The organism is Anaerolineales bacterium (assembly GCA_015075725.1).
In the GTDB taxonomy this organism is placed as follows: domain Bacteria; phylum Chloroflexota; class Anaerolineae; order Anaerolineales; family Villigracilaceae; genus Villigracilis.
The window spans coordinates 2,995,335-3,019,953 of record JABTTV010000001.1; the positions used below are offsets into that span (position 1 = coordinate 2,995,335).

Below are 24,619 nucleotides of genomic sequence, written 5' to 3' on the forward strand. Positions count from 1 at the left end.
CTCGTCAGGCTGGATTTAAAGTTGGCTTAGTCACTTTTTGCACAGCTATTGTACCTTTTTCTTTTAGGATTCGTTCTGTTGTCAGGCGAGCCGAAAGTAGCACAATTGGCAGCCCAGTGCCAGGGTGTGTGGATGCACCTGCGAAATACATATTTTTGTATTTTGCGTGACGATTCTGCGGGCGGAGATAACCAACTTGCCAGAAGTTGTGACTCAGCCCAAACGCGGCTCCCTTTTCGAGATTGAAACGCTCTTTCCAGACTTTGGGCTGGTATACGATCTCAAACTTGATGTGCTCTTTGAGGTCGGTGACTCCCATCTCTTTGGCGAGGCGGGTGAAGACGGTTTCGCGGGCACGGTTCACCAAGGCATCCCAATCCTGTGCGGAGCGGGCATCGAGGTGACCAACGGGGACGAGGACGTAAAGCGTTTCCTGTCCTGCTGGCGCGGCGGCGGGGTCGGTGCGAGCCGGAGCATGGACGTAGAACGACGGCACTTCGGGCAATGTATGATCTTCGAAGATCTGGTCGAACGAAGCCTTGTAATCGCCGCCGAGGAAAACGTTGTGATGCGCGATCTGCGGATATTGCTTATCCACGCCCCAGTAGAACATGATGGTGGAGCAGGTGTAGAGTTTTTCGTCGAGCTTCTTGGTTTCTTTTGCATCGGGCAAAAGTTCTTTGTAGATGTAAGGCAGATCTGCATTGCCGACGAAAATATCTGCGGCATATGTCTTGCCATCCATTGCTTCGGCGCTAACGACCTTCGAACCTTCAACCTGCAACTTTCTAACCGGACTGTTATACACAAACTTCACGCCCAGTTTTTCAGCCACTTTTGTGAGCGCCTGAATACCGGCGTACATACCGCCCATTGGGTACCACACACCTTCAGCCAATTCGGTGTATTGCAAGAGGGAGTAGGTGGCAGGCGCGTCGTAGGGGCTGAGTCCCAGATACATGTTTTGAAAGGTGAAGGCAGCCTTCAAGCGCTCATCCTTGAAGAAGCGGCTGGTGTTGGTGTAGTGTTTCTGCAACGCCTTGAGGTTGAAGATCAGCGGCAAATTCTTGAGGCTGAAATATTCGAAGATGTTGTAGAAATTACGACCCACGAATTTTTCAACCGATATTTTGTAATGCTTCGCGCCTTCCGCGATATAGCCGAGGAAACCCGTAAAGGCGGTCTTGTCCACGGCTTCGAGCTGGGATTGCATCTTGCCAATGTCTGAGGTCAATTCAAGGCGCAGACCGTCATCAAAGTGAACTTTATAGGTCGGGTCGATGCGCTTCAAGTCGAGGTGGTCGCTCATTTTTTCGCCGAGAGAAGCAAAAGTTTCCTCCCAAATTTCGGGCATCAGAAACAGGGTCGGACCAATGTCGAAGCGGTGACCGTCACGGACGATCTGATTACAGCGGCCACCCGAGGTGGATTCCTTTTCCAGCACGGTCACGTCATATCCATTTTTAGCGAGGCGGGCGGCTGTGGTAATTCCGCCAATTCCAGCGCCGATCACGAGTGCAGTAGGTTTCATAAACTTTCTCCTTTTTTAGGTCATTGGCTGTATTTTACACGTTGTCTACTATTTGTCAAGGTATAAAATTAATCTTTGCAAAACCTTGACAAATCAGATTTTTTCTGTAAAATCCATTTATCAGCCGATGAAAAGGAGAGAGAACATGCAAGCAAATGCGAATTGGGAAAATCTACTACTGTCACTCGCGGGTCACATTCCGCATCCATCCACACGTCCATTTTTTTCCTACTGGGCAGGAGACGCTTCTCTGCGTGCCGCCTACAAGCAAACTGAGGTCATTACTGCTGCGCATAGCAAATCATTCCATTTTGCCTCTGGTTTGCTCCCCGAAGAAAAACGCTCAGCTGTCCGCGCTTTGTATGCTTTCTGTCGTACCGTGGATGACATTGTGGATGAAGTCGAATCAAAGAAAGACCGAGATTATGAACTCGAATACTGGCGGAAAGTGGTCGAAAACGCCTCCGCCTCGACCGATGACCTGGTTGCCTCCGCCTGGGCAGATACCCTCACCCGATACCATATCCCGCGTCACTACGCCTTGCAGTTGATCGATGGCGTCGCCCGCGACCTTTCCCAGAGCCGTTACCAAACCTTCGACGACCTCGCAACCTATTGCTACGGCGTCGCCTCCACGGTCGGACTGATGAGCATGTACATCGTCGGATTCAAAAGCAACGAGGCGGTATCGTATGCCATCAAGCTTGGCGTCGCTCTCCAAATGACCAATATCTTGCGCGATGTGGGGGAGGATTACCGCAATGGTCGCCTTTACCTGCCGCGCGAGGAACTCATCACCTATGGTATCCGCGAAGAGGATATTGCCGAAGGTCGTGTCACCGATAACTGGCGTCAATTCATGAAATTCCAGATCGAACGCACCCGACAGCTGTATGCTGAATCCTGGGCTGGCGTAAAGCTGCTCGAGCGTGAAGGGCAGCTTGCCATTGGCGCCGCCTCAACCTTCTATAGCGGCATCCTCGAAGAGATCGAAAATAACGATTATGACGTTTTTACCCGCCGCGCTTCCTTGAGTGCGCTGGGTAAAGTTGCCAAACTGCCAGCTTTGTGGATGAAGATACGCTCCTTGTAATTCTCCATCGCGTATCCAGCCGCGGTTTTATATAAAGGAACCCCTTGATGAAAGACATCCTGCGTCAATTTGCCAATCTGTTTTCCGTGCTCATCGCTTTGGCGGTCAATGTCCTTGCCTCGACCCTGCCGCTCAATGGACAGAACACCGGAGAGATTTCAGACCGCTTTCCGGTGTATTTTGTGCCCGCTGGGTACGTCTTTGCGATTTGGAGTGTTATTTTCATTGGCTGGATCGCTTTCGCCATTTACCAGTTTCAGCCCTCCCAAAAGGAAAGCCCGAGGCTGCGGCGGTTGGGTTATCTCTTCGCCCTGAGCGGGCTTGCCAATGCAGGCTGGCTTTTTTGCTGGCACTACAACCAGTTCGGTTTGAGCGTGCTGGTCATGCTTTTGCTTTTGGGATTGCTCATTGCCAGTTACCTACGTCTGGATGTGAACCGGTTCCCGGTTTCTGCGGTTGAGCGCTGGTCTGTCGATATTCCGTTCAGCGTTTATCTCGGCTGGATCACTGTTGCAACCGTGGCCAACATCACAGCCTGGCTGTATCTTTTCGAATGGAATGGATTTGGCATTGCCGATCCCGCCTGGGCTGTCATCATGATTGTCGTAGCCTCTATGCTTGGTGTGGCAATGGCGATCACCCGCAGGGATGCGGCTTACCTCTCTGTGCTGGTCTGGGCGTTCGTTGGAATTGCAGTCAAGCAAACTCCCGCCCCAATGGTCGTGAACACCGCATGGATAGCCGCTGCACTTATGGCAGGCTTGATCGTCTATAGCCTCCTTCGCCGCGCCCGCTCCGGGTGATATAAATTCGTTTACCAGTCGATTTCTTTCCCTTTTGAAAGCAAGGGCATGACTGTTGGTATCATGCCCTTGCCCGTTTAAGACCACGGAATGTGAACCATGGAAAAGCCTTTTATCCATGGTCAATAGTATAACGATCATCGTCTTTTGATATACTTGTCTTCGTGAAGAAATTCGCGATCTTGTTTTGTCTGCTTCTCACCAGTTGCTCGATCAAACCCGTCACTGCACCGGAGAATTCAATGTCCCTTCGATATTTAGCGTTAGGCGATTCCTATACCATCGGCGAGAGTGTGGAGGAAGCCGAACGTTTCCCCAATCAACTTGCGGCATTGCTTGCCGATGAAGGCTTTCGCGTCGAGGTGAAGATCATCGCCCGCACCGGTTGGACGACAGATGAACTCTGGCAGGGCATTCAAAAAGAAGATATCACACCACCGTATGATATGGTCTCACTGCTGATCGGGGTTAACAACCAATATCGTGGACGGAATATCGAAGAATATCGTGAAGGCTTTATTTTTTTACTTAACAAAGCTATCGAATATGCTGGCGGAGATGTAAAACGCGTCATCGTCTTTTCCATCCCCGATTGGGGTGTGACACCCTTCGCCGCTGGGCGAAATACCACTCAAATTGCCAGCGAGATCGACGCATTCAATCAGGTCAATTTGGAAGAATCACAAAAAGCAGGTGCGCATTATGTCGATGTAACGCCTGTTTCGCGAAAGGCAGAAGAAGACCCAACCTTGGTCGCCGGAGATGGTTTGCATCCTTCTGGCAAAATGTATAGCGAGTGGGCGAAGTCCGCTCTGCCGATTGCTTTAGGTATCTTGAAGTAGCATCTTTTCACAAATCAAAATTGGAGAGCCAATGCCTCAGATCAAGGCCATCAACCATGTAGCTGTTGTCGTGGAAGATATGGAAAAGTCACTAGCATTCTGGCGCGATGCGTTGGGTATTGAACTGCATGAATTAAGGGATGTGCCTGCGGAGAAATCGCAGGTGGCGTTTTTACCCCTGGCTGGAGCTGAAGTGGAACTGGTCATGCCGACCACGGATGATTCCGGCATCGCCAAGTACCTCGCCAAACGCGGACAAGGCATGCATCATCTCTGCCTCGAAGTGGACGATATCGAAGCCATGATGGCGCAACTGAAGGGCAAAAATATCCGCCTCATCAATGAAGAAGCACGAACGGCGGCAGATGGAAAGAAATATGCCTTCATTCATCCCGAATCCTCCGGCGGGGTATTGGTCGAACTCTATCAAATCTAAATGCCCACAAATGTCGAATCGATTCTGACGGAGGAATGCGGTCTTGTAAAAGATCGACCCGTCATTGCCGGCGTTTCCGGCGGACCGGATAGCCTTTGCCTCATGGAGACGATGCGCCGGGCGGGTTATCATCTGATTGTTGCGTATTTCGATCATCAGCTCCGTCCGGAATCTGCCGATGATGCCAGCATGGTTGAGAAGACCGCTTCCAAGCTTGGTATCGTAGTTGAAATGGGGGCAGGGGATGTGCGCAAGTATGCGGACGAGAAAAAATTATCCATCGAAGATGCCGCGCGGACCCTTCGCTACCGCTTTCTTTTCGACATGGCGCGCAAACAAAAAGCACAGGCAGTTGCGACCGGCCATACTGCCGATGACCAGATCGAAACGGTTCTCATGCACTTCCTGCGAGGGAGCGGGATTTCCGGGTTGAAGGGCATGTCGTACCGCTCGGTCATCAAATCGTTCGACCCTGATATTCCCGTGGTACGTCCACTGCTCGATATGTGGCGTGAAGAGACGGTTTTGTTTTGCGCAGTGAATGGTTTGCGCCCGCGGTACGACTCCAGCAACGAGTCGTTGAACTTTCAGCGCAATCGCATCCGCCATCTGCTGATTCCCAATCTTGAAACCTACAATCCAAAATTCCGGGAAACCGTTTTGAGGATGTCCCATTCCTTGAAAGGCGACTATGCCTTTTTGATGGAAACGTTGAAACACGCTTGGGGAAACGTTGTTGTTTCTGCAAACGATGAGATCGTTGCCTTCGACATTCTTCGCCTGACCTCCATGCCGATCGGACTCCAACGCAATTTGATCCGTCACGCCATGCAGGTCCTCCATCCGGGCGTGGATATAGGTTATCAAACCCTGAAACGGGCATGCGCCTTCGTCAATTCACCCGAATCATCCATCCCGCGGATCGACCTGAAAGCGGGTTTGCGAATGTTCCGTGAAGCGGGGTTGATCCATATCTGTGCACCGCATGCTGAACTGCCTTCCGACAGGTGGCCCCAACTACAGGATGAGAATCCAATTTCTATTGGGTTGGGTGGGCAAATTTCTTTGGCTGGCGGTTGGAAAGTAAGTTGCGAACGTTGGAGACTCCCGGCTCTGGCGAAGGAACAGGCTGAAGAGAACGACGACCAGTTCCAGGTCTGGTTGGATGCGGCGGAACTTCCCACAGCGTTTCAAATAAGGGCACGCCAGCCGGGCGATCAATTTTCCCCGTTGGGCATGGATGGGCATTCTCAAAAGTTGTCCGATTTTTTTGTAAATGAGAAATTACCCCAGCGCGCGAGGGATCACTGGCCCCTCGTGTGCGCCGGGGACGAGATCGTGTGGGTGCCCGGGTTTCGCCCTGCACACCGTCACCGTTTGAAAGATACGACGAGCGATGTGCTGTATTTTTCCATTCAACACTCGCATGAGAAAGCGGACGAAAATCCCCAGTCGTGATCAACTGGGGATTTTGATTTACTTTATTTCGCCGTTCAATTGTTTTAGTTTGATGAACAACTCGCGCCATTGGATCTTTGAAACGCCCAGTTTCTGGCGGATCTTATCAGGCTCGATGCCGCTCTGGTAATCACGCAGGGCTGATGTCCACCGGCACATGTCGAAGGAGAGATGTTTTTCCAACCCTGCTTCTTCACCGATATCTTCCAGCAAATATTCCAGGCGGCGCGGAGACCAGGGGAATGCCTGATCGACGGGCTGGTATTGGGCGAGATACTCATTATAGGAGGCGACCCAATCATCGTTCAATTCGATCTTGCGTTCCTTGTACCGGTTCGCAGGGCTGGCATAGCGGACGAATAGAAAAGGCCCATTTTTGCTGTTCAGTTCGATATGATTGACATGAATGCCGAGACACTCGCTTTTTTTGATGGCGGTGTTCAGTAGAAGCGCCACCAGCGTATAGGGGCGCGCATCGGGCTTTTTGTTGCGGCGTTGACGGTCGGCTGTCAATAGTACGGCTTCGTATTCGTCGTCGGTCAGGACCTGCGGAAGCGGGCTGATGGCCGAGCGCTGCAAAACTTTCTCAGCAGGGTCGATACTCAATGTCCCGTGCTGGTGCAGCCAGCGAAAGAATGATTTTACCGAGGTGATCCGGCGTGAGAGTGTCTTCGGACTGCATGCCACGCCGCGACCCTTTTCCATCCATTCGAAGAATCTATTGAGGTCTTCGGTGGTTACCGCGCCGATCGATTGATCGGGTGGAAGATATTTGGTCAGCAGGCGCACATCCGAGAGAAAAGCTTTGACGGTATTGAGGGAGCGTCCCTGGTCGAGCAGGAACATCTCCCACCCGTTGATGGCTGCTGGCAGCAATGTTTTGGCGTTGATATGAGCGGGTACAGAGGATTTTGCCATGGTTTGCCCTTGCGTGTAGTCTTGCGTATAGTTTAGCGAATTTAAAGGGCCTTGTCAACTGGCAGATTGGCTACAGAGTTGTGGATAAAACGGCCTCGGATTAATTCCATCATGATGAAAAGCCGGATCAACCTTACGGCGGCGGGAGGTAATCCCAGGGGTTGACTTTTACACCTGCCATGATCTCAAAATGCAAATGCGAACCGGACGATCGACCCGTCGAACCGATGGCGCCGATCACCTCGCCCTGCCCAACGCTTTGGCCGCATCCCACATTGATCGCGCTCAGGTGGGCATACAGGGATTGAAATCCGTTGCCATGGTCGATCATGGCCATGTTGCCGTAGCCGTAATCGTTCCATCCTGAATAGACGATCACGCCCGCATCCGAAGCGTAAACGGCTTCACCTGTCTGACCGGCAAAATCCAGGCCATTATGGTTGGTCTGCGGCGAAAAATCGAACCCGGATAAGTAATGCTTGTTGGTCGGGTAGATAAAATACCCGTATCCCACCGCGCCGCCGCTGATCGGGTCGCAGGCGCCCGCCCCAAGGACGCGCGCCGAAGCGGGATTTTCCCGCGTCACACCGAGGGGGGCGCTCCAACTTACAAAATCGCGTTTCCCGCCGGGGATGATCAGCCACGTGCCGGGTTTGATATTTGCGTTTTCATAATCGCCGACCGTATTTGGATCGATATTGTTGCCGGGATATTCGATCACGTCCGCGGCGGAAACGCCATAAAAGCGTGCCCACTCTCCAAACGGAATTCCGCCCAGCCATTCCCAATACACGCCATTCACTGGCAGGATGTTCAACTCCTGGCCGGGTTGCAGCGAGTGCGGATCGTCCAGCAAAGTATTGTAGTTGCCCCACAGAATCGTCTCGGGTTTCAAGCCGAATTTTTCCGCGATACCGAAAACAGTATCGCCGTCCTGAACCGTATAGGTCGTCAATTCGTTTCGCGGCCGGCTTGGGATATTCGTATGCAGCTGCGCAGAGCGGTTGATTCCCAACCCGGAAGGCGACTCCGAATCAGTGGCTGGATTCTCCTGCACCGCCGCTTCGATCGGGACCGGCGGCTGGTCGGCCTCATTGGGTGTTACCTGCGCCTGACGATAAAACGTCCGCGCCAGGAGAACAACCGCGACGATCACGACGATCGAGAACAGGTTCGTGCCAAGTTTGACCAGGGGTTCGCCCAGCCCGATATCCATGAGATTGACGATCCACCTGGAAATAACGGATCGACGGGCCGGGGCGGGGGTTTCCTTCGATGGAATCTGCGGGTCTTCCTTGAATTCGTTTTGCATATTCATCATAATATCACGGCAAAAAAATCGCGGTCAAGCGGGCTGTGAATTCCCTTAGTTATCCCTAATCCGCGGGATTGTTTTTTCGCATAAAGATCAATTGAACGAGGGCAACCCCGAACAGGCAGGCAATTCCACCCGTTATGATGGCGTTTTGCACCGTCCAGGTTTGGGCGATCCACCCGATCAGAAGGCTGCCGAAGGGAGCCACGCCCTGCAATCCCCAAAAATAGACGCTGAACACGCGCCCGCGCAGTTCGTTCGGCACGCGCACCTGGATCATTGTGTTCATGCTGATGAGCTGCACCACGGTCCCCCAACCGATGAAGATCAACAGGAGGAAAGCCAGTGAATTATCGGTGACGAGCCCAAGCGCGATGATGGGAAGGATGAATAATATCTGTCCCCACAAGAGGGTGGTCCCTTTGTTGGCCGTGGCAAAATACGCCATCATGAATGCCGCGGCAACCGCGCCAATGCCTTGGGCTGTGTACAGGTTGCTCGTGCGTGCCGCGATTGCCGCTTCGGTTGTCAATATGGGTTGAAGGATGTCGCGCGCAATGGCGGGGAGTTGTTGAACGAGCGGAATGCCGAAGAAGCCCAGCAAGGCGGACATCAAGATGGCGGACATGACCACGGCATTGGATCGGATATATCGCAATCCTTCCCTGAACTCCCTGCCCATCCCCTGTGATGCTTCCGTGCCCTTTTCGACTTTATAAAGGGTTCGCGCGAAGAACAACCCTATGATCACGAAAATGTAGCTAATGCCATTTGAAAGAAAGACCGCTCCTTCATTTTTGAAAGTGGCGATCAGCCAGGCAGCGCATAATGGACCGATCACCCTGCCAAGATTGAAAGCCGTGGTTTGAAGCGCGATCGCGCTCGGGAGGGCTTCCTTCCCGGCGAGTTCTATCAGCATGGCCTGGCGCGCGGTCACTTCGACCGCAATGGCGGAGCCGTAGATGAATGCGAGGATGAGGATTTGCCAGATTTGAATCTGGCCGCTGTAGGCAAGAAAGGTCAACCCGAACGCCTGCACCGACATCACGGCTTGGAGCAAAATGACAGCCTTGCGCTTGTCCAGCCGTTCGACAAGGACACCGGCGGGAAGGGCAAATAACAATGTCGGGAGGGTGTTCGCGAAACCGATCAATCCCAGGTCGAGCGGGCGGCCTGAGATGCGATAGGCAAGATACGGGAGCGCTGTCGCTTGCATCCATGTGCCGATGACGGATACGAATTGACCGATGAGGAATAAAACATAATCTCGTGAACCAAGCGCAGGGAAGCGGCTGATGAGAGCAAATCGAAAGGCATCCATTTTCTACGATGCGGGTACGATGCATTCAGGGCGGTCATTGCCAGGTTTATTGACAAGCGTTGAAACAGGATAAGCGGACATGGCGTCAGCGGGGAAGGGCTTGATGAGGTGGATCAACTTATCGGGAGTCTGAGGCGCCGGGTCCAGCCATAGGTCGTAATCCTTCGGATCCAGGATCACGGGCATCCGGTTATGCAGGGAGGACATCAACTCGTTGGGCTCGGTCGTGATGATGGTGCATGTGCGCAGACTGCCATCGGGTGACTGCCATTCATCCCACAACCCGGCGAACGCGAACGGTTTGCGATCCTTCATATGAATGAAGAATGGGATTTTTGTCTTCGCCCCGCCGGGGGATTTCCATTCATAAAATCCATCCGCAAGGATGAGGCAGCGTTTGTATTTGAACCCGCCTCGAAACGACGGTTTTTCCGCAAGCGTTTCGCCGCGCGCATTGATGAGCTTGTTCCCGATGGATGGGTCTTTCGCCCATGATGGGATCAATCCCCAAACGAAAAAATCCGCTTTGTTCTTTGCGTCGTTTGGAATGGCGAGGACAGGCTGTGTGGGGGCGATGTTATACCGGGAGGCAAACTGGGAGGGGAAGGTGAAATTCCCAAAGGCATCCTGGATTTCAGCCGGGTCGACGGTAAGAGTAAAACGTCCGCACATGATTTCTCCTTGTATTTTATCCAGAGACGGGGAGCGTGAAAAAAAATGTTGTGCCCTTGCCAGGCTGCGAATCGAGCCATATCGCTCCATCATGGAACTCTATAATGCGCTTTACGAGTGCGAGCCCGATCCCGGAGCCCTCGGTGCTTGGATCCAGCTTGTTGAAAAGACCGAAGATGCGGTCCTGGTATTGAGGTTCGATCCCAATGCCATTATCCTGCACGAAGAAGACCGGTTTTTCGTGTTCATCGCGAAATGACCCGATTTTAATGCCGGGATTGGGTTGGTTCCCCATGAATTTGATCGCATTCTCGACGAGATTTTGCACAACTTCCAATAACCGGGTGCGATCCCCGATCACTTTATGACCTTCGTCATGGAATTCGATTTGCACTTTTCGGGCTGAGATCGGGCCGTCGAGCATGGAAAGAGCGTCGCGGACGATGGCGGAAAACTCCGCCTCCACCGGCTCGTTCATCATCCGCCCGATGCGGGATAACTCAAGCAGGTCGTTAAGCAGGGTTTGCATTTTTTTCACGGCTTGACGGATGCGCGCCAGGTCGTTTCGAAACGATTCGAAATTGCCGGCCAGCCCATCCCGTTCGATGTAACCGATAAATCCGTTAATCGTCACGAGGGGCGCTTTTAGGTCATGCGATACCGTATAGGTAAACCGTTCCAATTCGGCATTTTTGGCGCCGAGTTCCGAGATCAACCGTTCGCGTTCCAATTCCGCCCGTTTTCTTTCCGTGATATCGCGCGCGATCCCTGTTGTGCCGACCACTTCGCCGTGATCGTTGCGGATCGGGGTCTTTGTCGTTTCCACCCAATATTCCCTGCCATACCTGTCTCTCTGCCTTTCTTCGACGGTCTTCCGTTTGCCGGTGTGAATGACCTCGAGGTCATCCATCCGGTAATAATCTGCATAGGGCTGCTCCCAGACATCGTTATCTGTTTTCCCAATGACCTCCTCCTCAGTTTTACCGCTGATATTTAGAAACTGCTCATTGACAGCAATATACCGGTTGGTCAGGTCTTTCAACCATGCCATGTCCGGGATATTGTTCAGGATCGCAGCTTGTTGGAGCAGGGTTTTTTGCGCTCTTTCCTCAGCCTCTTTTTGCTCCGTGATGTCCTGGACCGCACCAATGATGCCGACCAGTTGATTCTTTTCCGCATCCCAGACGGGATGGGCGAACACACGTTCCCACCGGATCTCTCCATTTTTGGCAATCGTGCGGATCTCAGACGCCAGAACATTTTGATTCTTAAATAATGTTTCCATATCTCTGGCGTCTTTTTCCGCATCTTCGGGGTGGATGTGAGCGTTCCAACCACCCGCATCGATGTATTCCTCCGGGGTATAACCTGTCATCTTTTCGAATGCGCCGCCCAGCCAGACGGTTTGCGCCACACCGTTTTCGTCGATCCTGCTTTCGAAGACATAATCGGTGCTGACCTTTGAGATGAGCTTGTATTTCTCCTCGCTTCGTCTGGCGCGCTGGATGGCGTCTCTTAAAGTCCGCACCGTTAGATACTGCAATGTGGCGATCACAGGGAAGAACACGAGGCTGATGATCCATGTCAGTTGGGGGAAACGAATCTGCGGATTGTTTATCAGACCGCCAAATTGCGCAAGGAGCATCCCCAGACCTGTAAGCAGGCAAAGCACTGTTGCCATTACCGAGAAGTGCGGACCCAGTAACAATCCTGCAATAAGGATCACCAGGGGGTATCCAATGATGTATGCTTCATCCTGCACGCCGTATGCTGTAATCGCAGTCACTGTGAAGAAGAGCCAGAACGCAATGGACTGAATCAATGCCGCCGTGCGCACATATCCACGCCGAAGAAGAAAAAGAAGCGTGAGGTTTATGATTTCCCCGGCGATCGCTTGTATCCAGGCGCGGGTCGAGAGTTCCGGCACTGTCCAAAGGACGAAAATCAGATAGGGGACGGGCACGATGATGAGCAGCCATAGGATGATATTCAACAGGAATGCCTGCCGCGTCTTTTCCTCATCCTCGAAGACGGGAGCCCGAAAAAATCGAAGTAAATTTCCCATCGGATTTCTACTTCCTCAACCTTCTCATATCGCCGTCTCGCACGGTTAAACCGGTGGAATCCAGATGCTCAAGCAAGGCTTGCGCATATTTTCTTGTCGTGTCGAACATATCCCGTACTTCTGCCAGGGTGATCGTTCCCCGATCCATGAGCATCGATTTGATTCGCGAGGTGATTTCATCGTAATCTTTTTTCAGGAAGATGACATTTTCCGAAACGGGCAACAGTTCTCCCGATTCGATCAACGCGTTAACGAGTTCGAATCCCGCCTCAGCCTGACACTCTTTGATGCTGGGGGTCGCATACGGATTCGACTCGAATCTCCGCTTCAGAGCTTCGACCCTGGCTTGGTCCGCCCCATTGAACTTTATTTCATGTCCCGGGCTGGATACCGTTCCCCGATCATCGATGATCGAGTTTTGCGAGGAGAGAAAAGAAATCGCGGCGTTGAAAAACTTGGGTTCAAGTTTTAATCTGCTCTTCAATTCCTCCCGCGGTATTCCGCGCCGCAAGGGGAATTGTTCATGAAAAGCTTCGACCAGACCTTGAATATTTGTTCTCAGGGTATTCCAGTAGGATGCAGAAGCCGCGATGGAGTCGCTATTTCCTGTTTGATTCAGAAGAACGACCTTCCTAGAATTCAGTAGTTCCCGCAAAGCAGACTCCGCCAGGGCAGGCTCCAGGCGTGACTGAGCGATCATTGCCTTGACAGTGGCAATCTGCATGGAGAGCGCAGCTTCGAGCAGAATATCTGCCGGCGTGCCCTGTAATAGGGACTCTAAAGACTCGATGATTTTTTCGTTGAAGCGTTTATGCCTTCCCTTGGGCTGATGGTCCACAATTGTGCCGCCGCCCAGCGTTTCCCCCGGCGAGGGTCTTCGCAATATATATCGATCGCCGCGGATGGCAACAATGGGTTTACTTAATTCGAGCTGAATCCAGCCCTCCCCCCCGGCGCTTATCTCCTCTGTGTCGAGGATGCGAAGCCTGGCAACCGTCTCGCTTGCGGCAACAAAGAATTTGACTTCATCGCCGTGAAGTAAGGGCTTTCGGATATCTCCGATTGCTCTGAATTTAGCGTCGATGCGGCGCGTCGCCTGGTACTGATTTGGATGCGCGAGCACGTCCCCGCGGTTGATCTCTTCCATATCAATCCCTGAAATGTTTACAGCCGTCCTCGAACCTGTCACAGCGATATCTTCTTTTTGTTTGTGCGTTTGCAAACCGCGTATGCGTCCCTTGAGGCGGCCTGGCAGAACTTCCACTTCATCGCCCACCGATAGCCGCCCGTCTTTCAAAGTGCCGGTTACAACAGTGCCAAATCCGCTCATGCTGAACACGCGGTCTATGGGCAGACGGGGCCGATCGAGGTCCGGACGGGCAGGGCTGTTTTGTAGTAAGGATTGAAGTTCGATTTTCAATGCTTCGAGTCCGGTTCTGTCCTTTGCCGAGACTCTCACGATGGGGGCGTCCTTGAGGCGGGTATGACTCACGGCGGAGCGGATTTCATTTTCAACAAGTTCGGTCCAGGCGGAGTCGGAGGCGAGGTCGGTCTTGGTCAAAACGATCAGCCCGGCAGGAATCTCCAATAGATCCAGAATTGCGAGGTGTTCCTTTGTTTGCGGCATTACGCCTTCATCAGCAGCGACAATGAGCAAAGCCGCATCGATCCCGCCGATGCCGGAGAGCATATTTTCGATAAAATCGCGATGTCCGGGAACATCCACAATCCCCACTTGTTCGCCGTTCGGCAATGTCATCCAGCCGAAGCCGAGGTCGATGGTCATCTCGCGGGCTTTCTCTTCCTTGAGCCGATCCGGGTGTATCCCGGTGAGAGCCTCGATCAGGGTTGATTTTCCATGATCCACATGGCCTGCCGTGCCGATGACCTTCATGCAGATAATTTAACCACACTTTTAAAATAACAAGGTGGAAACCGTCCGATTTCCACCTTGACGGCGAACGATTTGTGAACGCTATTTCTTGACGGTCTTTTTTCCATGCCCCATGATGCGCTGGTATGAGGTCATCCACTCATGGAGGATATTCATGAGTTCCTGCATTTGCTTTTCGGATACATCCGTTGTCTGGTGGACCTGGTCGCGCAGGGATTGGGCAATTTCGCTCATGGCAGTCGTTTGTTCCTCGCTCTTTCTCACCTCTTTCCGCAGGTCGCGGAAAGCCTCCTCCGATGAAAGGGTGTAACCGGTCCAGCGTTTCTGATCGTCTGCTTTGAAACTGATCCATTCCTGGCGCAGGCGTTCCTCGGCGAGTCTCTGCATTTCCGTCACTTCGTTGATGCGCCGCTCGAGTTTGGAGTTGAGTTCCATGTAAGTATCCTGCGCCTTTTTCGCGCTTCGCAGGGTTTCGTCCAATTTCTGCACCTGCACATCCATGGCTTCAGCGTCCTTCTGAAATGCGATGAATTTTTCCTGCCATTCCTTCCAACCCCGGTCGCGGTCCACCTGCGCCACCCGTTGTTGATCCAAAAAAGCGGATTGCGATTGTTTGCGTTCGAGTTCCGATGCGAGAAGTTCCGTGATGCGGTTTTCGACGTTTCGGATGGAATCCCCCTGAATGGATGCCTTGTCACGGTTTTCATCGATGCGTTTGCGCAAGGCGGTCAATTCTCCCTGGATGTCAGAAATGCGTTTCAAGTCGTTCTTGCGCGTTTCTTCGTTTGCCATTATGGAATGACGCACATCTTCGTTCGCCCGCAGCGCTTCCTCGACCGAGGCCTTGATTTCCCGGATGTCGTTCACGGCTCTTGTGTTTTCGTCGGCTCGTTCTCTGATCTGCTTGTTTATTTCGGATGGATTGAAGGAGGTTTTGACCTGGGAAATCGCCTTATTTAATTCGCCGATCTCTCCCTGTATGCGTTTCGCGGAATCCTTCTCCGCTTTCGTCCGGTTTTTTTCGTTCTCATCGATCAATTTAAGGATGTCTGCGCGTTGCTTGGCAAGAATGGATTCGAATTGGTCCATCCGTTTTGCGGCCGGCGCGATATCGGTCATTTGCCTGCTGATGGTCTTTATTTGTTTCGACACGGCATCGACCGTGGCTTCAAAGGATTCCAGGCTTTCTTTGAGAGCGGCAAGGTTTCCCTTCAGTTCCCGTTGTTGTTTATCCAAGAATTCCAGGCGTTTGACGATTTGTTCGAATTCCATGACGACTCCATGTCATTTACTGGGAAAATTATACCCTCTTGCAGTTGATGATCATTGAGCAAGATGTTCGAAAAGCGCGGGCAGGTTAATGAGGAATGGTTGAAGGATTTGCGGAAACATCCCAAGCATGAACAAGCCCACGACACCGATACCCAGCATCGCTGTCTGGATCCATGATTCATTCAATTCCCACTTGGCGTCATCACCCGCCATGACGAGTGCCGCAAGAGTGCGAAAGGCGGCTATCTGCAAGCCGAACATCCCCATAAACACCCAAATTGACGCAGTCATCGATTGGGGTGTAAGCGCATGCCAAAGCGCGATGCGGGAGGGAAATCCCGCAAGAAGCGGGAAGCCAGCAACGGATAGATGGGCAAGGACAAGCGATCCGGTTGCTATCGGGAATTTTCTTGCCAGACCCTGAATGTCGCTGAACTTCAGGGGGAATGCTCTGCGTTTAATTATGGAGAGCGCGAGCGCCCAAACGGTCAACTCAAGTCCGCGCGGGATCAGTGCAAGGAATACGATTTCCAGGAGGTTGGAGGTCTGCAAACCGAGGGCAAGCAGGAACAAACCGGTTTCTGCAATGGCGGCATAAGCGAGTATCCTGCCAAGGTGCCTCTGCAGGGCGCAAAAGATTCCGCCTGTCGCGGTCATAATGATGCCCGAAACCAGGACAGCGTTTGAGATTTGCGCGGTGTTTCTTAGCCAGGCGTATCGGTCCAGGAAGCCGAGCGCAAAGATGACCGTAAAGACAGGCAGTGCCCACAATAGAAAGCCGGCAGCATATGGGGGCGATTCCTCCAGAACTTGAGGGATCCAATTATAGAGGGGGAAAATGGCAAATAGAAATGCAAAGCCCATGCTGAGCATTACGCCGGATGCAACCGTTGTACCCAGGTCGCCGGGATTGGCTTCCACTCCGGCAAGCATCCATCCCGAGAAGAGGATGAAGGGCATTGCGAATGTCTGGTACACGATGAAGCGCACCACGCCCTTCCCAGGTACCTGGTAAATCGAGACAAGCATGAAAACGACGAGCATGGCCGCCATTTCGAGCAGAAGCGCGGCGTACAAGAATGGCTCGACCGCGATCGATGCCGTCAACAGAGCGATTATCATCAATCCCAACGAGGTGAACCGGTGTGCGGCGCCGGATGATTCGGATCCAAAGAACCAGATCGCAGCCAGACCATATATCATGGCAAGCAAGGGACCATCGGCAGCGCTGAATTCGAAACTCCTGCCAAAGACTTCGATGGCCGGGGATATCTTGAAGGAAAACGCGCCGAGAAGCAAGGCAGCGTCGATCGGGATGAAGAGTGCGATCAATGAAAGCAGAGCGGTCAGCCCGCCCGCAATATACGAGGAATATTTTTCGCCAAGCAGGAACAAGATCGCCCCTCCGGCAAGGAAGGGTAACGCGATCCATAGAATCGGCGCGCTCATACGATATCCTCTGTGTCTGAATCTACAAGCGGAACCGAACCCGCTATCTGCAGGTATGCACCGATGACTCCCAGGCCAAGGGTCACCACCGCGAGTAATCCCTTTACGAGGATGGCACTTTCCACGGCGGCATAAATAATCTCGAAGCCCGACAGCATGGTCAACAGCCCGATGATGACTCGTAAGATGTCACTCGTCACGCCGAGGTGGGCAATTCCCGCGCCGATCAGCAATAAACCTGCAGCGATTACAGGCAATCCCATTCCCGGTGTGGCTGATTCGATGCGAGGCGTTCCGCCAATTGCGATCAGGATGACGATCCCGATCAATAGAATGCGAAACACTGCGCCGCGAGGGAAGAACCTATCCTGCTCGCCTTGATCGAGTGCCTCGTGACTCAAACGCGTCATACCGAGAATAGCCACCGACATCCAGCCGGCGATCAATTTCACGGATCCCATCGCAATCGGAAGGTGACGGGTGACCAGCCAGAAAACAGCCAGGTATTGAATCGCAAGCGAACCAAGGAGGATACGCCAGTCCCGGTTGATTAGAATGGTCGCGGAGGCGGCAAGGGCAAGTCCTACGGCTGCCCAAGAAACAATTTCAGTGAACATGGATTATTTGATCTCCCCTGCAATGACCGAAATGAAGAGCGCCAAAAATAGAAGAGTCCACATGATACCCCCCTCTCCTTCGAGCGCGCGGTTCGCTGTTTGCGCGATCCTTGCAAAAGAACGATAGACGGACCAAAGTCCCTGGTACAGGTTATTTATTCCCTGACTGGCTGTACCGACCCAGTGTGCGCGTGCGGGGTTGAATACACGGAAACGCCTTGTTGCCCAGAACAAGCCTACAGTCAGGATCGAGGCGACAAGACCCGGGATCCAATTCCCGATTTGCGGCAGGCCGATCTGGAAAAATATTCCAAGAAAAACCTGGAGGGCGATTAAAAGGATGATCCCGAAAGGATAGGCGACCTTTGCCCAGGAAGGTTGGTCATCAAGGGATTTGTTTTCACTGGACCTCAACGCATGACGGATAAAACCTGCCAGAATGGTAGCCTGCGCCGCGACGGCAAAAGGAATTATGAACCATGAGGTTCCGGTCCATGCCGCGGCAGTGAGTGAGAATGGAAGGCTCGATAGACACCACGTGCAGACCAGAAGCACCCGGTTGATGCGTACCTCTCTAACGGAAGAAAGAAATATCGCGCCCCCGGAAAGTAATAATGCGCAAGCCCAGGCTGCCGCACCCGCCGGATTCCCTTCAAGCCCGGACAGAATGGAAAGCGATGCGATACCGATCATCCAATACGGACGGCCGTTCAGTTCATCCGGCGCACGAAGCCACATCCATCCCCCATAGACCGCGGCGATCATGGCGAGAATCATCAGGAATGGATTCACCCAGGTAGCGACGATTTGGACATGTCCCAATACGCTCAAACTGGAGACTGCGCCGATCAGCCGTATCGCAGTGCCAAAACCGCGCCGAAGGGAAGATTCGGGTTCGTAGGGTAAATGAAGAGGAAGCACGCCGAGGCGGAGTCCCGCGGCGATCAATAAATAGACACTTGCGGGTGATTGCATCGCTTGAAAATGCAGAGGCGCATCAGCGGTATAACTTTCGATATATGCCCATAACAAAAGTGCGCTTCCGACACTCCGTGTGCCGAATGAAACCACAACACGCTCGTTGTTACGTTCGCCATTTACGGATCTTAATAGAGCGGCAAGCTCGGTCATGTCGAGAAGCGCCCAGATCATCAGTAATGTCAAAGGGTTATTGGCTGTAACGGCAAGCACACCCAAGCCGCCCAGCAATAAAATCCCGGCCCAAGACAGGGAAGTACCGACAACCGACCCAACGGCCGCCGTGAGGAGGATCGCCACCAACAATCCGGCGACCGAAATGGAAAATGCCCATGCGATTTCATCCGCATGAAACTGAATCGGAGTGGAAAATAATGTCTGAGGCTGCCAGGCCGGCAGGGTCAGTTCAAATGGAAGCTGAAAGCCCCAGGACAACACAATGACGAAAGCAAGCATGGAGCCGCCAACCGCTACGAGCCAGGCGTAACGCGCTTCCGGTTGAGTCGCCCGTAGGGCAACAAGCGCGAATGCGGATATAAATAGAACTGAACAAGCAGCAACCAGTAACATGGGATTTATTAATTGTAACAGGGAATGCCATTGCTACGATTCTGTTCGTGACTGTTCAAAGTCCTCTCAATTCTGCGTAATTCTGCTCAGGAGTTGTTGTGTTGGTTTGGTACAATCTTTGAATGATATTTGGTATTTACCGGCATAAGCGAATGATAAAAATCCATTGGCTGCTGATCATCATCGCGGGCGTATCCTGCATGCCGACATTTCCCGCTTCAAACCCGGACCTGATTCCTTCTCCCTCCCCATCAGATCACCTGCCAACACCGACGCCGTTTCAACCACAAGCCGGAAGCACCCAGGATCCGTATGTTTCGATCGATACGCCGCAGCCTGCTGCGACCTTTACTCCCTACCCGACCAGTATCGTAGTTCCGCAGGACGTTTCGGTGCCCGTGGATACAATGCCCTCCCCGGTAGAGAGTGTTTTGCTTTTTAACCCATTGACGGGGCTCCCAGTGGAAGACCCCTCGTTTCTGCAACACAGGCCTCTTGCCATCAAGGTTGGCAACTCTCCAGACTACGTCCGGCCGCAATCCGGGTTGACACTTGCCGATGTCGTCTATGAATACTACATCGAGTGGGGCGATACAAGATTTGTCGGAATCTTTTACAGCAATGTTTCCGTCGCTGAGCGAGTGGGTCCGGTCCGCTCGGGACGCTATTTCGATGAGCATCTTGCCCGTATGTACCACTCGTACCTGATGTTCAAAGGCGCAGACTCGCGCGAACTTGAGTACTTCCACTCCCTTGATATTGCCCCGTTCTTCATTTCGGTGGGATTCGGCAATTGTCCGCCTTACTTTATGGGTCCTTATAAACGCGAAGGGTACAACAATGTGTTTTTCAATGCGACTAAATGGCAGGCATGTGCGGAAAGGAAAGGCCTGGATAACAGCCCTCAAACGTTAAGCGGCGGATTTTTTTCCGACGTCACGCCTCAAGCCCCGACGATCGTCACCCGTATCTACAATTATTATTCCCCCGTGAATTATGGTTATTGGGCTTACGAACCCGATACGCGCACATATTTTCGGTATCAGGAAAGCAAGGACCTGATAAACCGCAAAGTGGAACAGTACGATCTCCTGTACGATGATTCCACCAGGGAACCTGTCACCGCGGAGAATGTGGTTGTGATATTTGTGCCCTACATATTCACCAGCCTGGGACAGGCGGAGGACGAGATCTATAATCCGCAGTTGATCGATTATGGCAATGCCTACGTCTTCCGCGACGGTCTCGCCATACCGGCAAGGTGGCATCGCGCCTCCATCGACCAACCTGTCCTTCTTACCCATCCCGACGGCTCACCGATTTACCTGCGCCCCGGTCAGACGTTCTATCAGTTGATGGGCGTCACATCCCGGCAGTTCACAGAAGGAACGGAGTGGCGCTTCGAGTTTGTAACCCCGTGATTTTTTCGTCATCGCGAGGAGTGCAGCAACGAAGCAATCCCTCCGTAATAACATCGCGATATGGATTAAAATGAAGCCAACCCGGAGTACTCATGACCTTTGATCCCGTATTCATCGCAAACCTCACGCTTGTGCTGACCGCCTTTGCGGGTGCATTCCTGATTGCCTTGTGGATCAGCCTTGTGATCTGGACGTACCGCGATATCCGTTCCCGCGCGCGCGACCCATTGGTGCAAACCCTGTCTGCAATGCTCGTTGCAGTGCTGAATTTACCAGGGGTGTTGGTCTATCTCATCCTCCGCCCGCCGCGGACCCTGGAGGAGGAATATCAACGTACATTGGAGGAAGAGGCGTTGTTACAGGCGCTCGAAGACCTTCCGCTTTGCCCGGGATGCGAGAGGCGGGTCAAAGAGGATTGGCAGGTCTGCCCGAATTGTCACACCAAGTTGAAGAAGACATGTCATAACTGCTCCAAGTTGATGGAATTGCCATGGAATATCTGCCCATATTGCGGGACGCCCGCTCCCGGTGTGCGCCTCGAAGCCACCAGTCTCGACGATGCCCTGCGCGGAATCAAGATCACCGACGAACAGGGAAACAATAACTAATATCATCAGACCCTAAAGGTCTTGAATGTCCTTGCGGTCTTTTGGGAAATACCATGAAAATCGAATCCCTTGTTTTCCATCATATCTCCATGCCGCTCGTCTCACCGTTCGAGACTTCCTTTGGGCGCGAGACGGAACGACAATGCATCATCGTCGAAATTCGTTCCGAAGGGCTGACGGGATATGGCGAGTGTGTTGCTTCTTACAACCCGGGCTACAACTACGAAACCACCGGGACCGCCATGCATATCCTCAAGGAGTTCATTGCTCCATTGATACTTGGAAAGGACATGAGGGACGCGCTTGAATTTCAGGATCGGGTCGCAGGAATCCGCGGACATCACCTTGCGAAGGCGGGTGTTGAAATGGCGCTCTGGGATCTGCTTGGAAAGCGCGAAGGCAAATCGCTCAAACAATTATTCGGTGGAATGCGAGACAAGGTGGAGGTCGGTGTTTCGGTGGGCATTCAAAGCTCGCCTGAAAAACTGGTCGAAACCGTGACGGATTACGTCAACAGCGGCTACGCTCGCGTGAAGATCAAGATCAAACCAGGCAAGGATGTGACGTATGCGCAAGCTGTCCGCAAAGCCTTCCCGGGCATGCGCCTGCAGGTGGACGCCAACTCAGCCTATTCGATGGACGACGCGGAATCCCTCAAGCCAATGGACGATCTGAATCTCCTGCTCATCGAACAGCCGCTCTTCGAGGATGATATCTGGGACCATCACAAATTCCAGGCGAAGTTCAGCACGCCGGTTTGTCTCGATGAAAGCATCGTGTCGCCGCGGCATGCAAGATACGCCATCGAGATGAAAGCCTGCAGGGTCATCAATATCAAAGCAGGCAGGCTGGGCGGATTAAGTCAGGGCGTCCTGGTGCATGACCTTTGCAAAGAGATCGATATGCCTGTCTGGTGCGGCGGCATGTTGGAAACCGGTATCGGGCGCGCCTCGAATCTTGCATTGGCATCGTTGCCCAACTTCATCCTCCCCGGTGATGTCTCTGCATCGGATCGATATTACAAGCGCGATATAACGAATGAAAGATTTGTGCTCAACAAAGACTCTACGATCGATGTTCCCTCGGCTCCCGGCTTGGGCGTGACGGTCGACGATGAATCTTTGAAATCCCATACGCTTGCGAAAGTCGTAGTAAACTAACGCTCACGCCCGTTTAAGCCGGTACATTTATAAGTACGAGGCGATCGTCGCTTCGTACTTTTTCTTTGAAACCCATGAAAAAATATCCTTCACTTCTCCTAATACTCTTTTTAATAACCGCTTGCGCATCTGCGACGGAAACGCCGCCCTCATCGACGCCAACTGTTTTCGTCCAGCCAACGCCAACGCCAACGCCCATTCCCGATGCGCTGTGGGTGAGTCCCGCTGTCCCGGATGATCTGCGTGAGATGGCAGAAGGTTCTGGTTTTCCATTGACCGATGTCCGTGAGTTGGCAACGCAAACATTGGATGTTTCCGACTCGGGCTCGATTTGGATTTACGTCCTTGTTGCGCCCTTCCCTACTGTGATGGATGGAGTCTCGTCCGCAGACTTGATCTCCGCCTGGCAGAGCGGCTCCTCCCTGACCGGGAACGGTCAGCCGTTGCTCATGGCAGAATCCACCCTGAGGGCGTTGACCTCTCTGTGGGGTGAGCCGGCCTCAGGCGCGGTAAGAAGCGTGCCCTCCGATCAGATAATGCCTGCGGCGTGGACTCATCCCTTTAGCCCGGCGATCATTCCGTTCGAAGATATCCAACCCAAATGGAAGGTATTGACGGTGGACGGACGATCCCCGATCCGTAAAGAGTTCGACGCGAACCAATATCCGTTGAAAGTGACATTTGAAATGACAGGCGCATCGTTTGAACTTCCTGCTTCGAACCGCGACGCAGCCAAACTGGCGACCGTTGTCCTGACAGGCGTGACGGCGATGGTGCGTGCAACGGCGTTCACGATGGAATTGAAGGGTGTGACGAATCCGGGCGAATTGATCCGCGACTGGCTTGCAAATGCGGATGTTGCGCACATCAGCAACGAGGTTCCTTTCGATGTGCACTGCCCGCCGCCGACGCCGGGATACAAAAATTTCATCCTGTGCAGCGACCCAAAATATATCGAGTTGTTGAAATATGTCGGCGTTGACATTGTGGAATTGACCGGCGATCATTTTGCCGACCGCGGCGTGCAAGCCATGCTCGATACGCTTGCGTTATATAAACAAAACAATATTCCCTACTATGGCGGCGGTGCGAACCAGGAAGAGGCGCGCAAACCCGTGCTGATGGAAGTGAACGGCAATAAAATCGCATTCTTGGGCTGTAATGGGAAAGTCTCCTACGAATTTGTAAAAGCCACCGATATTCAGCCCGGCGCTGCAGACTGCGATTATGAATTCTTTACAAGGCGGATAAAGAATCTCTCATCGGAGGGATATATGGTGGTCTTTACATTCCAGCATGAGGAATGCTATCACTCCGGTCCGTGCTACATGCACGAAGAGGGATTCCATGCTGTTGCTGACGCAGGCGCAACGGTGGTCAGCGGAAGTCAGGCGCATTATCCGCACCTGATGGAATTTCGCGGGGACTCCTTCATCCATTTCGGCCTGGGAAATTTATTCTTCGATCAGATGACCTACGAATTGCCAGACGGCTCGGTGATCGATGAAACCCGCCGCGAATTTATCGACCGTCATGTGTTCTACGACGGAAGATATCTCGGCGTGGAGTTGCTCACCGCCATGCTGGAGGATTTCTCGCGTCCGCGTCCGATGAACGAGCGCGAGAGAACACAATTTCTCTCGGAATACTTTGCTTACAGCGGCTGGACACAGTTGATGCCGACACCCATCCCGCAGCCAACAATGACACTGACGCCGATCGCATTGCCAACCTCCCCGTGATCATCTTGCGTCATTTCGTATTAAAATACATCCACTAATCAAAACAAGAAGCGAAACGAGGAAATCATGAACAAGCGCGTTGTCTTTACCGAAAAAGCACCAAAGGCGATCGGTCCCTATTCACAGGCGATTCATATCGGAAACCTGGTTTACACAGCCGGACAGGTCGGTCTCGATCCCGCCACCATGGAGCTCGTCCCCGGCGGCATCGAAGAACAGACCCGCCAGACTCTCAAGAACCTGACGAACGTATTGGCAACGGCAGGTGTGAGTACGAGCAATGTTGTGAAGACCACTGTCTTTCTAAAAGATATGAACGATTTTGCAAAGATGAACGCGATCTACGCGGAAGTGTTCGGAGAGAATCCGCCCGCGCGAACGACCGTCGCTGTGGCGGGCTTGCCGAAAGGCGCACTTGTCGAGATCGAATGTGTCGCGCTTGCGTCTTGAATGA

21 protein-coding genes are annotated in these 24,619 nt (G+C 52.7%); 10 read left to right on the top strand and 11 right to left on the bottom strand.

The annotated features are described in order from the left end of the window. Positions 1–4: 4 nt before the first annotated feature. Complete coding sequence (gene crtI / locus HS100_14455) at positions 5–1,531, bottom strand: phytoene desaturase (protein ID MBE7435112.1); 1,527 nt, start codon at positions 1,529–1,531, stop codon at positions 5–7. Between the two features lie 145 nt (positions 1,532–1,676). On the opposite strand from crtI, the gene HS100_14460 reads away from it, so the two are divergent. From HS100_14460 to tilS, 5 genes are all read left to right on the top strand, one after another. Next, a complete protein-coding gene (locus HS100_14460; GenBank protein ID MBE7435113.1) occupies positions 1,677–2,624 on the top strand; it encodes a phytoene/squalene synthase family protein in 948 nt (315 codons plus the stop codon). A gap of 47 nt (positions 2,625–2,671) precedes the next feature. Then, complete coding sequence (locus tag HS100_14465) at positions 2,672–3,427, top strand: tryptophan-rich sensory protein (protein ID MBE7435114.1); 756 nt, start codon at positions 2,672–2,674, stop codon at positions 3,425–3,427. Positions 3,428–3,669: 242 nt separating this feature from the next. After that, positions 3,670–4,269: an SGNH/GDSL hydrolase family protein gene (locus tag HS100_14470; protein MBE7435115.1), complete on the top strand. Its 600-nt coding sequence runs from the start codon at positions 3,670–3,672 to the stop codon at positions 4,267–4,269. 31 nt (positions 4,270–4,300) lie between these two features. Next, positions 4,301–4,705: a methylmalonyl-CoA epimerase gene (gene mce / locus HS100_14475; protein ID MBE7435116.1), complete on the top strand. Its 405-nt coding sequence runs from the start codon at positions 4,301–4,303 to the stop codon at positions 4,703–4,705. Beyond that, the gene (tilS, locus tag HS100_14480) at positions 4,706–6,163 is read left to right on the top strand and encodes a tRNA lysidine(34) synthetase TilS (protein ID MBE7435117.1); all 1,458 of its coding nucleotides are present in this window, start codon (positions 4,706–4,708) and stop codon (positions 6,161–6,163) included. It abuts the gene before it with no gap. 18 nt (positions 6,164–6,181) lie between these two features. On the opposite strand, the gene HS100_14485 is transcribed toward tilS, so the two are convergent. The 10 genes from HS100_14485 to HS100_14530 all read right to left on the bottom strand — a co-directional run bounded on the left by HS100_14485 (position 6,182) and on the right by HS100_14530 (position 19,234). After that, on the bottom strand, positions 6,182–7,081 hold the full coding sequence (locus tag HS100_14485; protein ID MBE7435118.1) for a site-specific integrase: 900 nt from the start codon (positions 7,079–7,081) through the stop codon (positions 6,182–6,184). 133 nt (positions 7,082–7,214) lie between these two features. After that, entirely contained in the window at positions 7,215–8,393 is a 1,179-nt protein-coding gene (locus HS100_14490; protein ID MBE7435119.1) for a M23 family metallopeptidase, read from the bottom strand. Between the two features lie 64 nt (positions 8,394–8,457). Then, the gene (locus HS100_14495) at positions 8,458–9,717 is read right to left on the bottom strand and encodes an MFS transporter (protein ID MBE7435120.1); all 1,260 of its coding nucleotides are present in this window, start codon (positions 9,715–9,717) and stop codon (positions 8,458–8,460) included. 3 nt (positions 9,718–9,720) lie between these two features. Then, entirely contained in the window at positions 9,721–10,389 is a 669-nt protein-coding gene (locus HS100_14500; GenBank protein ID MBE7435121.1) for an SOS response-associated peptidase, read from the bottom strand. Positions 10,390–10,405: 16 nt separating this feature from the next. Continuing rightward, complete coding sequence (locus tag HS100_14505; protein MBE7435122.1) at positions 10,406–12,454, bottom strand: PAS domain S-box protein; 2,049 nt, start codon at positions 12,452–12,454, stop codon at positions 10,406–10,408. A 7-nt stretch (positions 12,455–12,461) separates the two neighbouring features. Continuing rightward, positions 12,462–14,348 (bottom strand): selenocysteine-specific translation elongation factor, encoded by a 1,887-nt coding sequence (gene selB / locus HS100_14510; protein MBE7435123.1) that lies wholly within the window; start codon positions 14,346–14,348, stop codon positions 12,462–12,464. Positions 14,349–14,429: 81 nt separating this feature from the next. Beyond that, complete coding sequence (locus HS100_14515) at positions 14,430–15,620, bottom strand: hypothetical protein (GenBank protein ID MBE7435124.1); 1,191 nt, start codon at positions 15,618–15,620, stop codon at positions 14,430–14,432. Between the two features lie 51 nt (positions 15,621–15,671). Next, positions 15,672–17,069: a hypothetical protein gene (locus HS100_14520; protein ID MBE7435125.1), complete on the bottom strand. Its 1,398-nt coding sequence runs from the start codon at positions 17,067–17,069 to the stop codon at positions 15,672–15,674. Further along, complete coding sequence (locus HS100_14525; protein ID MBE7435126.1) at positions 17,066–17,686, bottom strand: hypothetical protein; 621 nt, start codon at positions 17,684–17,686, stop codon at positions 17,066–17,068. Before HS100_14525 ends, HS100_14520 begins: the two co-directional genes overlap by 4 nt. A gap of 3 nt (positions 17,687–17,689) precedes the next feature. After that, a complete protein-coding gene (locus HS100_14530) occupies positions 17,690–19,234 on the bottom strand; it encodes a hypothetical protein (GenBank protein ID MBE7435127.1) in 1,545 nt (514 codons plus the stop codon). Between the two features lie 152 nt (positions 19,235–19,386). Here HS100_14530 and HS100_14535 point away from each other — a divergent pair, with 152 nt between their 5' ends. From HS100_14535 to HS100_14555, 5 genes are all read left to right on the top strand, one after another. After that, a complete protein-coding gene (locus tag HS100_14535; protein ID MBE7435128.1) occupies positions 19,387–20,655 on the top strand; it encodes a DUF3048 domain-containing protein in 1,269 nt (422 codons plus the stop codon). A gap of 92 nt (positions 20,656–20,747) precedes the next feature. After that, entirely contained in the window at positions 20,748–21,263 is a 516-nt protein-coding gene (locus tag HS100_14540; GenBank protein ID MBE7435129.1) for a zinc ribbon domain-containing protein, read from the top strand. Positions 21,264–21,316: 53 nt separating this feature from the next. Continuing rightward, positions 21,317–22,423, top strand: a complete 1,107-nt coding sequence (gene menC, locus HS100_14545) for an o-succinylbenzoate synthase (GenBank protein MBE7435130.1) — start codon at positions 21,317–21,319, stop codon at positions 22,421–22,423. 74 nt (positions 22,424–22,497) lie between these two features. Then, positions 22,498–24,165: a CapA family protein gene (locus tag HS100_14550; GenBank protein ID MBE7435131.1), complete on the top strand. Its 1,668-nt coding sequence runs from the start codon at positions 22,498–22,500 to the stop codon at positions 24,163–24,165. A 66-nt stretch (positions 24,166–24,231) separates the two neighbouring features. Continuing rightward, positions 24,232–24,615, top strand: coding sequence for a RidA family protein (locus HS100_14555; protein MBE7435132.1), 384 nt, complete (start codon positions 24,232–24,234; stop codon positions 24,613–24,615). Positions 24,616–24,619 lie beyond the last annotated feature (4 nt).

Bases quoted from the DNA above. Each gene is read 5' to 3' on its own strand.
- HS100_14490 (MBE7435119.1), bottom strand. From the start codon at position 8,393: ATGCAAAACGAATTCAAGGAAGACCCGCAGATTCCATCGAAGGAAACC.
- HS100_14485 (MBE7435118.1), bottom strand. From the start codon at position 7,081: ATGGCAAAATCCTCTGTACCCGCTCATATCAACGCCAAAACATTGCTG.
- selB (MBE7435123.1), bottom strand. From the start codon at position 14,348: ATGAAGGTCATCGGCACGGCAGGCCATGTGGATCATGGAAAATCAACC.
- HS100_14525 (MBE7435126.1), bottom strand. From the start codon at position 17,686: ATGTTCACTGAAATTGTTTCTTGGGCAGCCGTAGGACTTGCCCTTGCC.
- HS100_14505 (MBE7435122.1), bottom strand. From the start codon at position 12,454: ATGGGAAATTTACTTCGATTTTTTCGGGCTCCCGTCTTCGAGGATGAG.
- tilS (MBE7435117.1), top strand. From the start codon at position 4,706: ATGCCCACAAATGTCGAATCGATTCTGACGGAGGAATGCGGTCTTGTA.
- HS100_14495 (MBE7435120.1), bottom strand. From the start codon at position 9,717: ATGGATGCCTTTCGATTTGCTCTCATCAGCCGCTTCCCTGCGCTTGGT.
- HS100_14530 (MBE7435127.1), bottom strand. From the start codon at position 19,234: ATGTTACTGGTTGCTGCTTGTTCAGTTCTATTTATATCCGCATTCGCG.
- HS100_14520 (MBE7435125.1), bottom strand. From the start codon at position 17,069: ATGAGCGCGCCGATTCTATGGATCGCGTTACCCTTCCTTGCCGGAGGG.
- menC (MBE7435130.1), top strand. From the start codon at position 21,317: ATGAAAATCGAATCCCTTGTTTTCCATCATATCTCCATGCCGCTCGTC.
- HS100_14465 (MBE7435114.1), top strand. From the start codon at position 2,672: ATGAAAGACATCCTGCGTCAATTTGCCAATCTGTTTTCCGTGCTCATC.
- mce (MBE7435116.1), top strand. From the start codon at position 4,301: ATGCCTCAGATCAAGGCCATCAACCATGTAGCTGTTGTCGTGGAAGAT.
- HS100_14515 (MBE7435124.1), bottom strand. From the start codon at position 15,620: ATGGAATTCGAACAAATCGTCAAACGCCTGGAATTCTTGGATAAACAA.
- HS100_14470 (MBE7435115.1), top strand. From the start codon at position 3,670: ATGTCCCTTCGATATTTAGCGTTAGGCGATTCCTATACCATCGGCGAG.
- HS100_14550 (MBE7435131.1), top strand. From the start codon at position 22,498: ATGAAAAAATATCCTTCACTTCTCCTAATACTCTTTTTAATAACCGCT.
- HS100_14540 (MBE7435129.1), top strand. From the start codon at position 20,748: ATGACCTTTGATCCCGTATTCATCGCAAACCTCACGCTTGTGCTGACC.
- crtI (MBE7435112.1), bottom strand. From the start codon at position 1,531: ATGAAACCTACTGCACTCGTGATCGGCGCTGGAATTGGCGGAATTACC.
- HS100_14500 (MBE7435121.1), bottom strand. From the start codon at position 10,389: ATGTGCGGACGTTTTACTCTTACCGTCGACCCGGCTGAAATCCAGGAT.
- HS100_14555 (MBE7435132.1), top strand. From the start codon at position 24,232: ATGAACAAGCGCGTTGTCTTTACCGAAAAAGCACCAAAGGCGATCGGT.
- HS100_14460 (MBE7435113.1), top strand. From the start codon at position 1,677: ATGCAAGCAAATGCGAATTGGGAAAATCTACTACTGTCACTCGCGGGT.
- HS100_14535 (MBE7435128.1), top strand. From the start codon at position 19,387: ATGATAAAAATCCATTGGCTGCTGATCATCATCGCGGGCGTATCCTGC.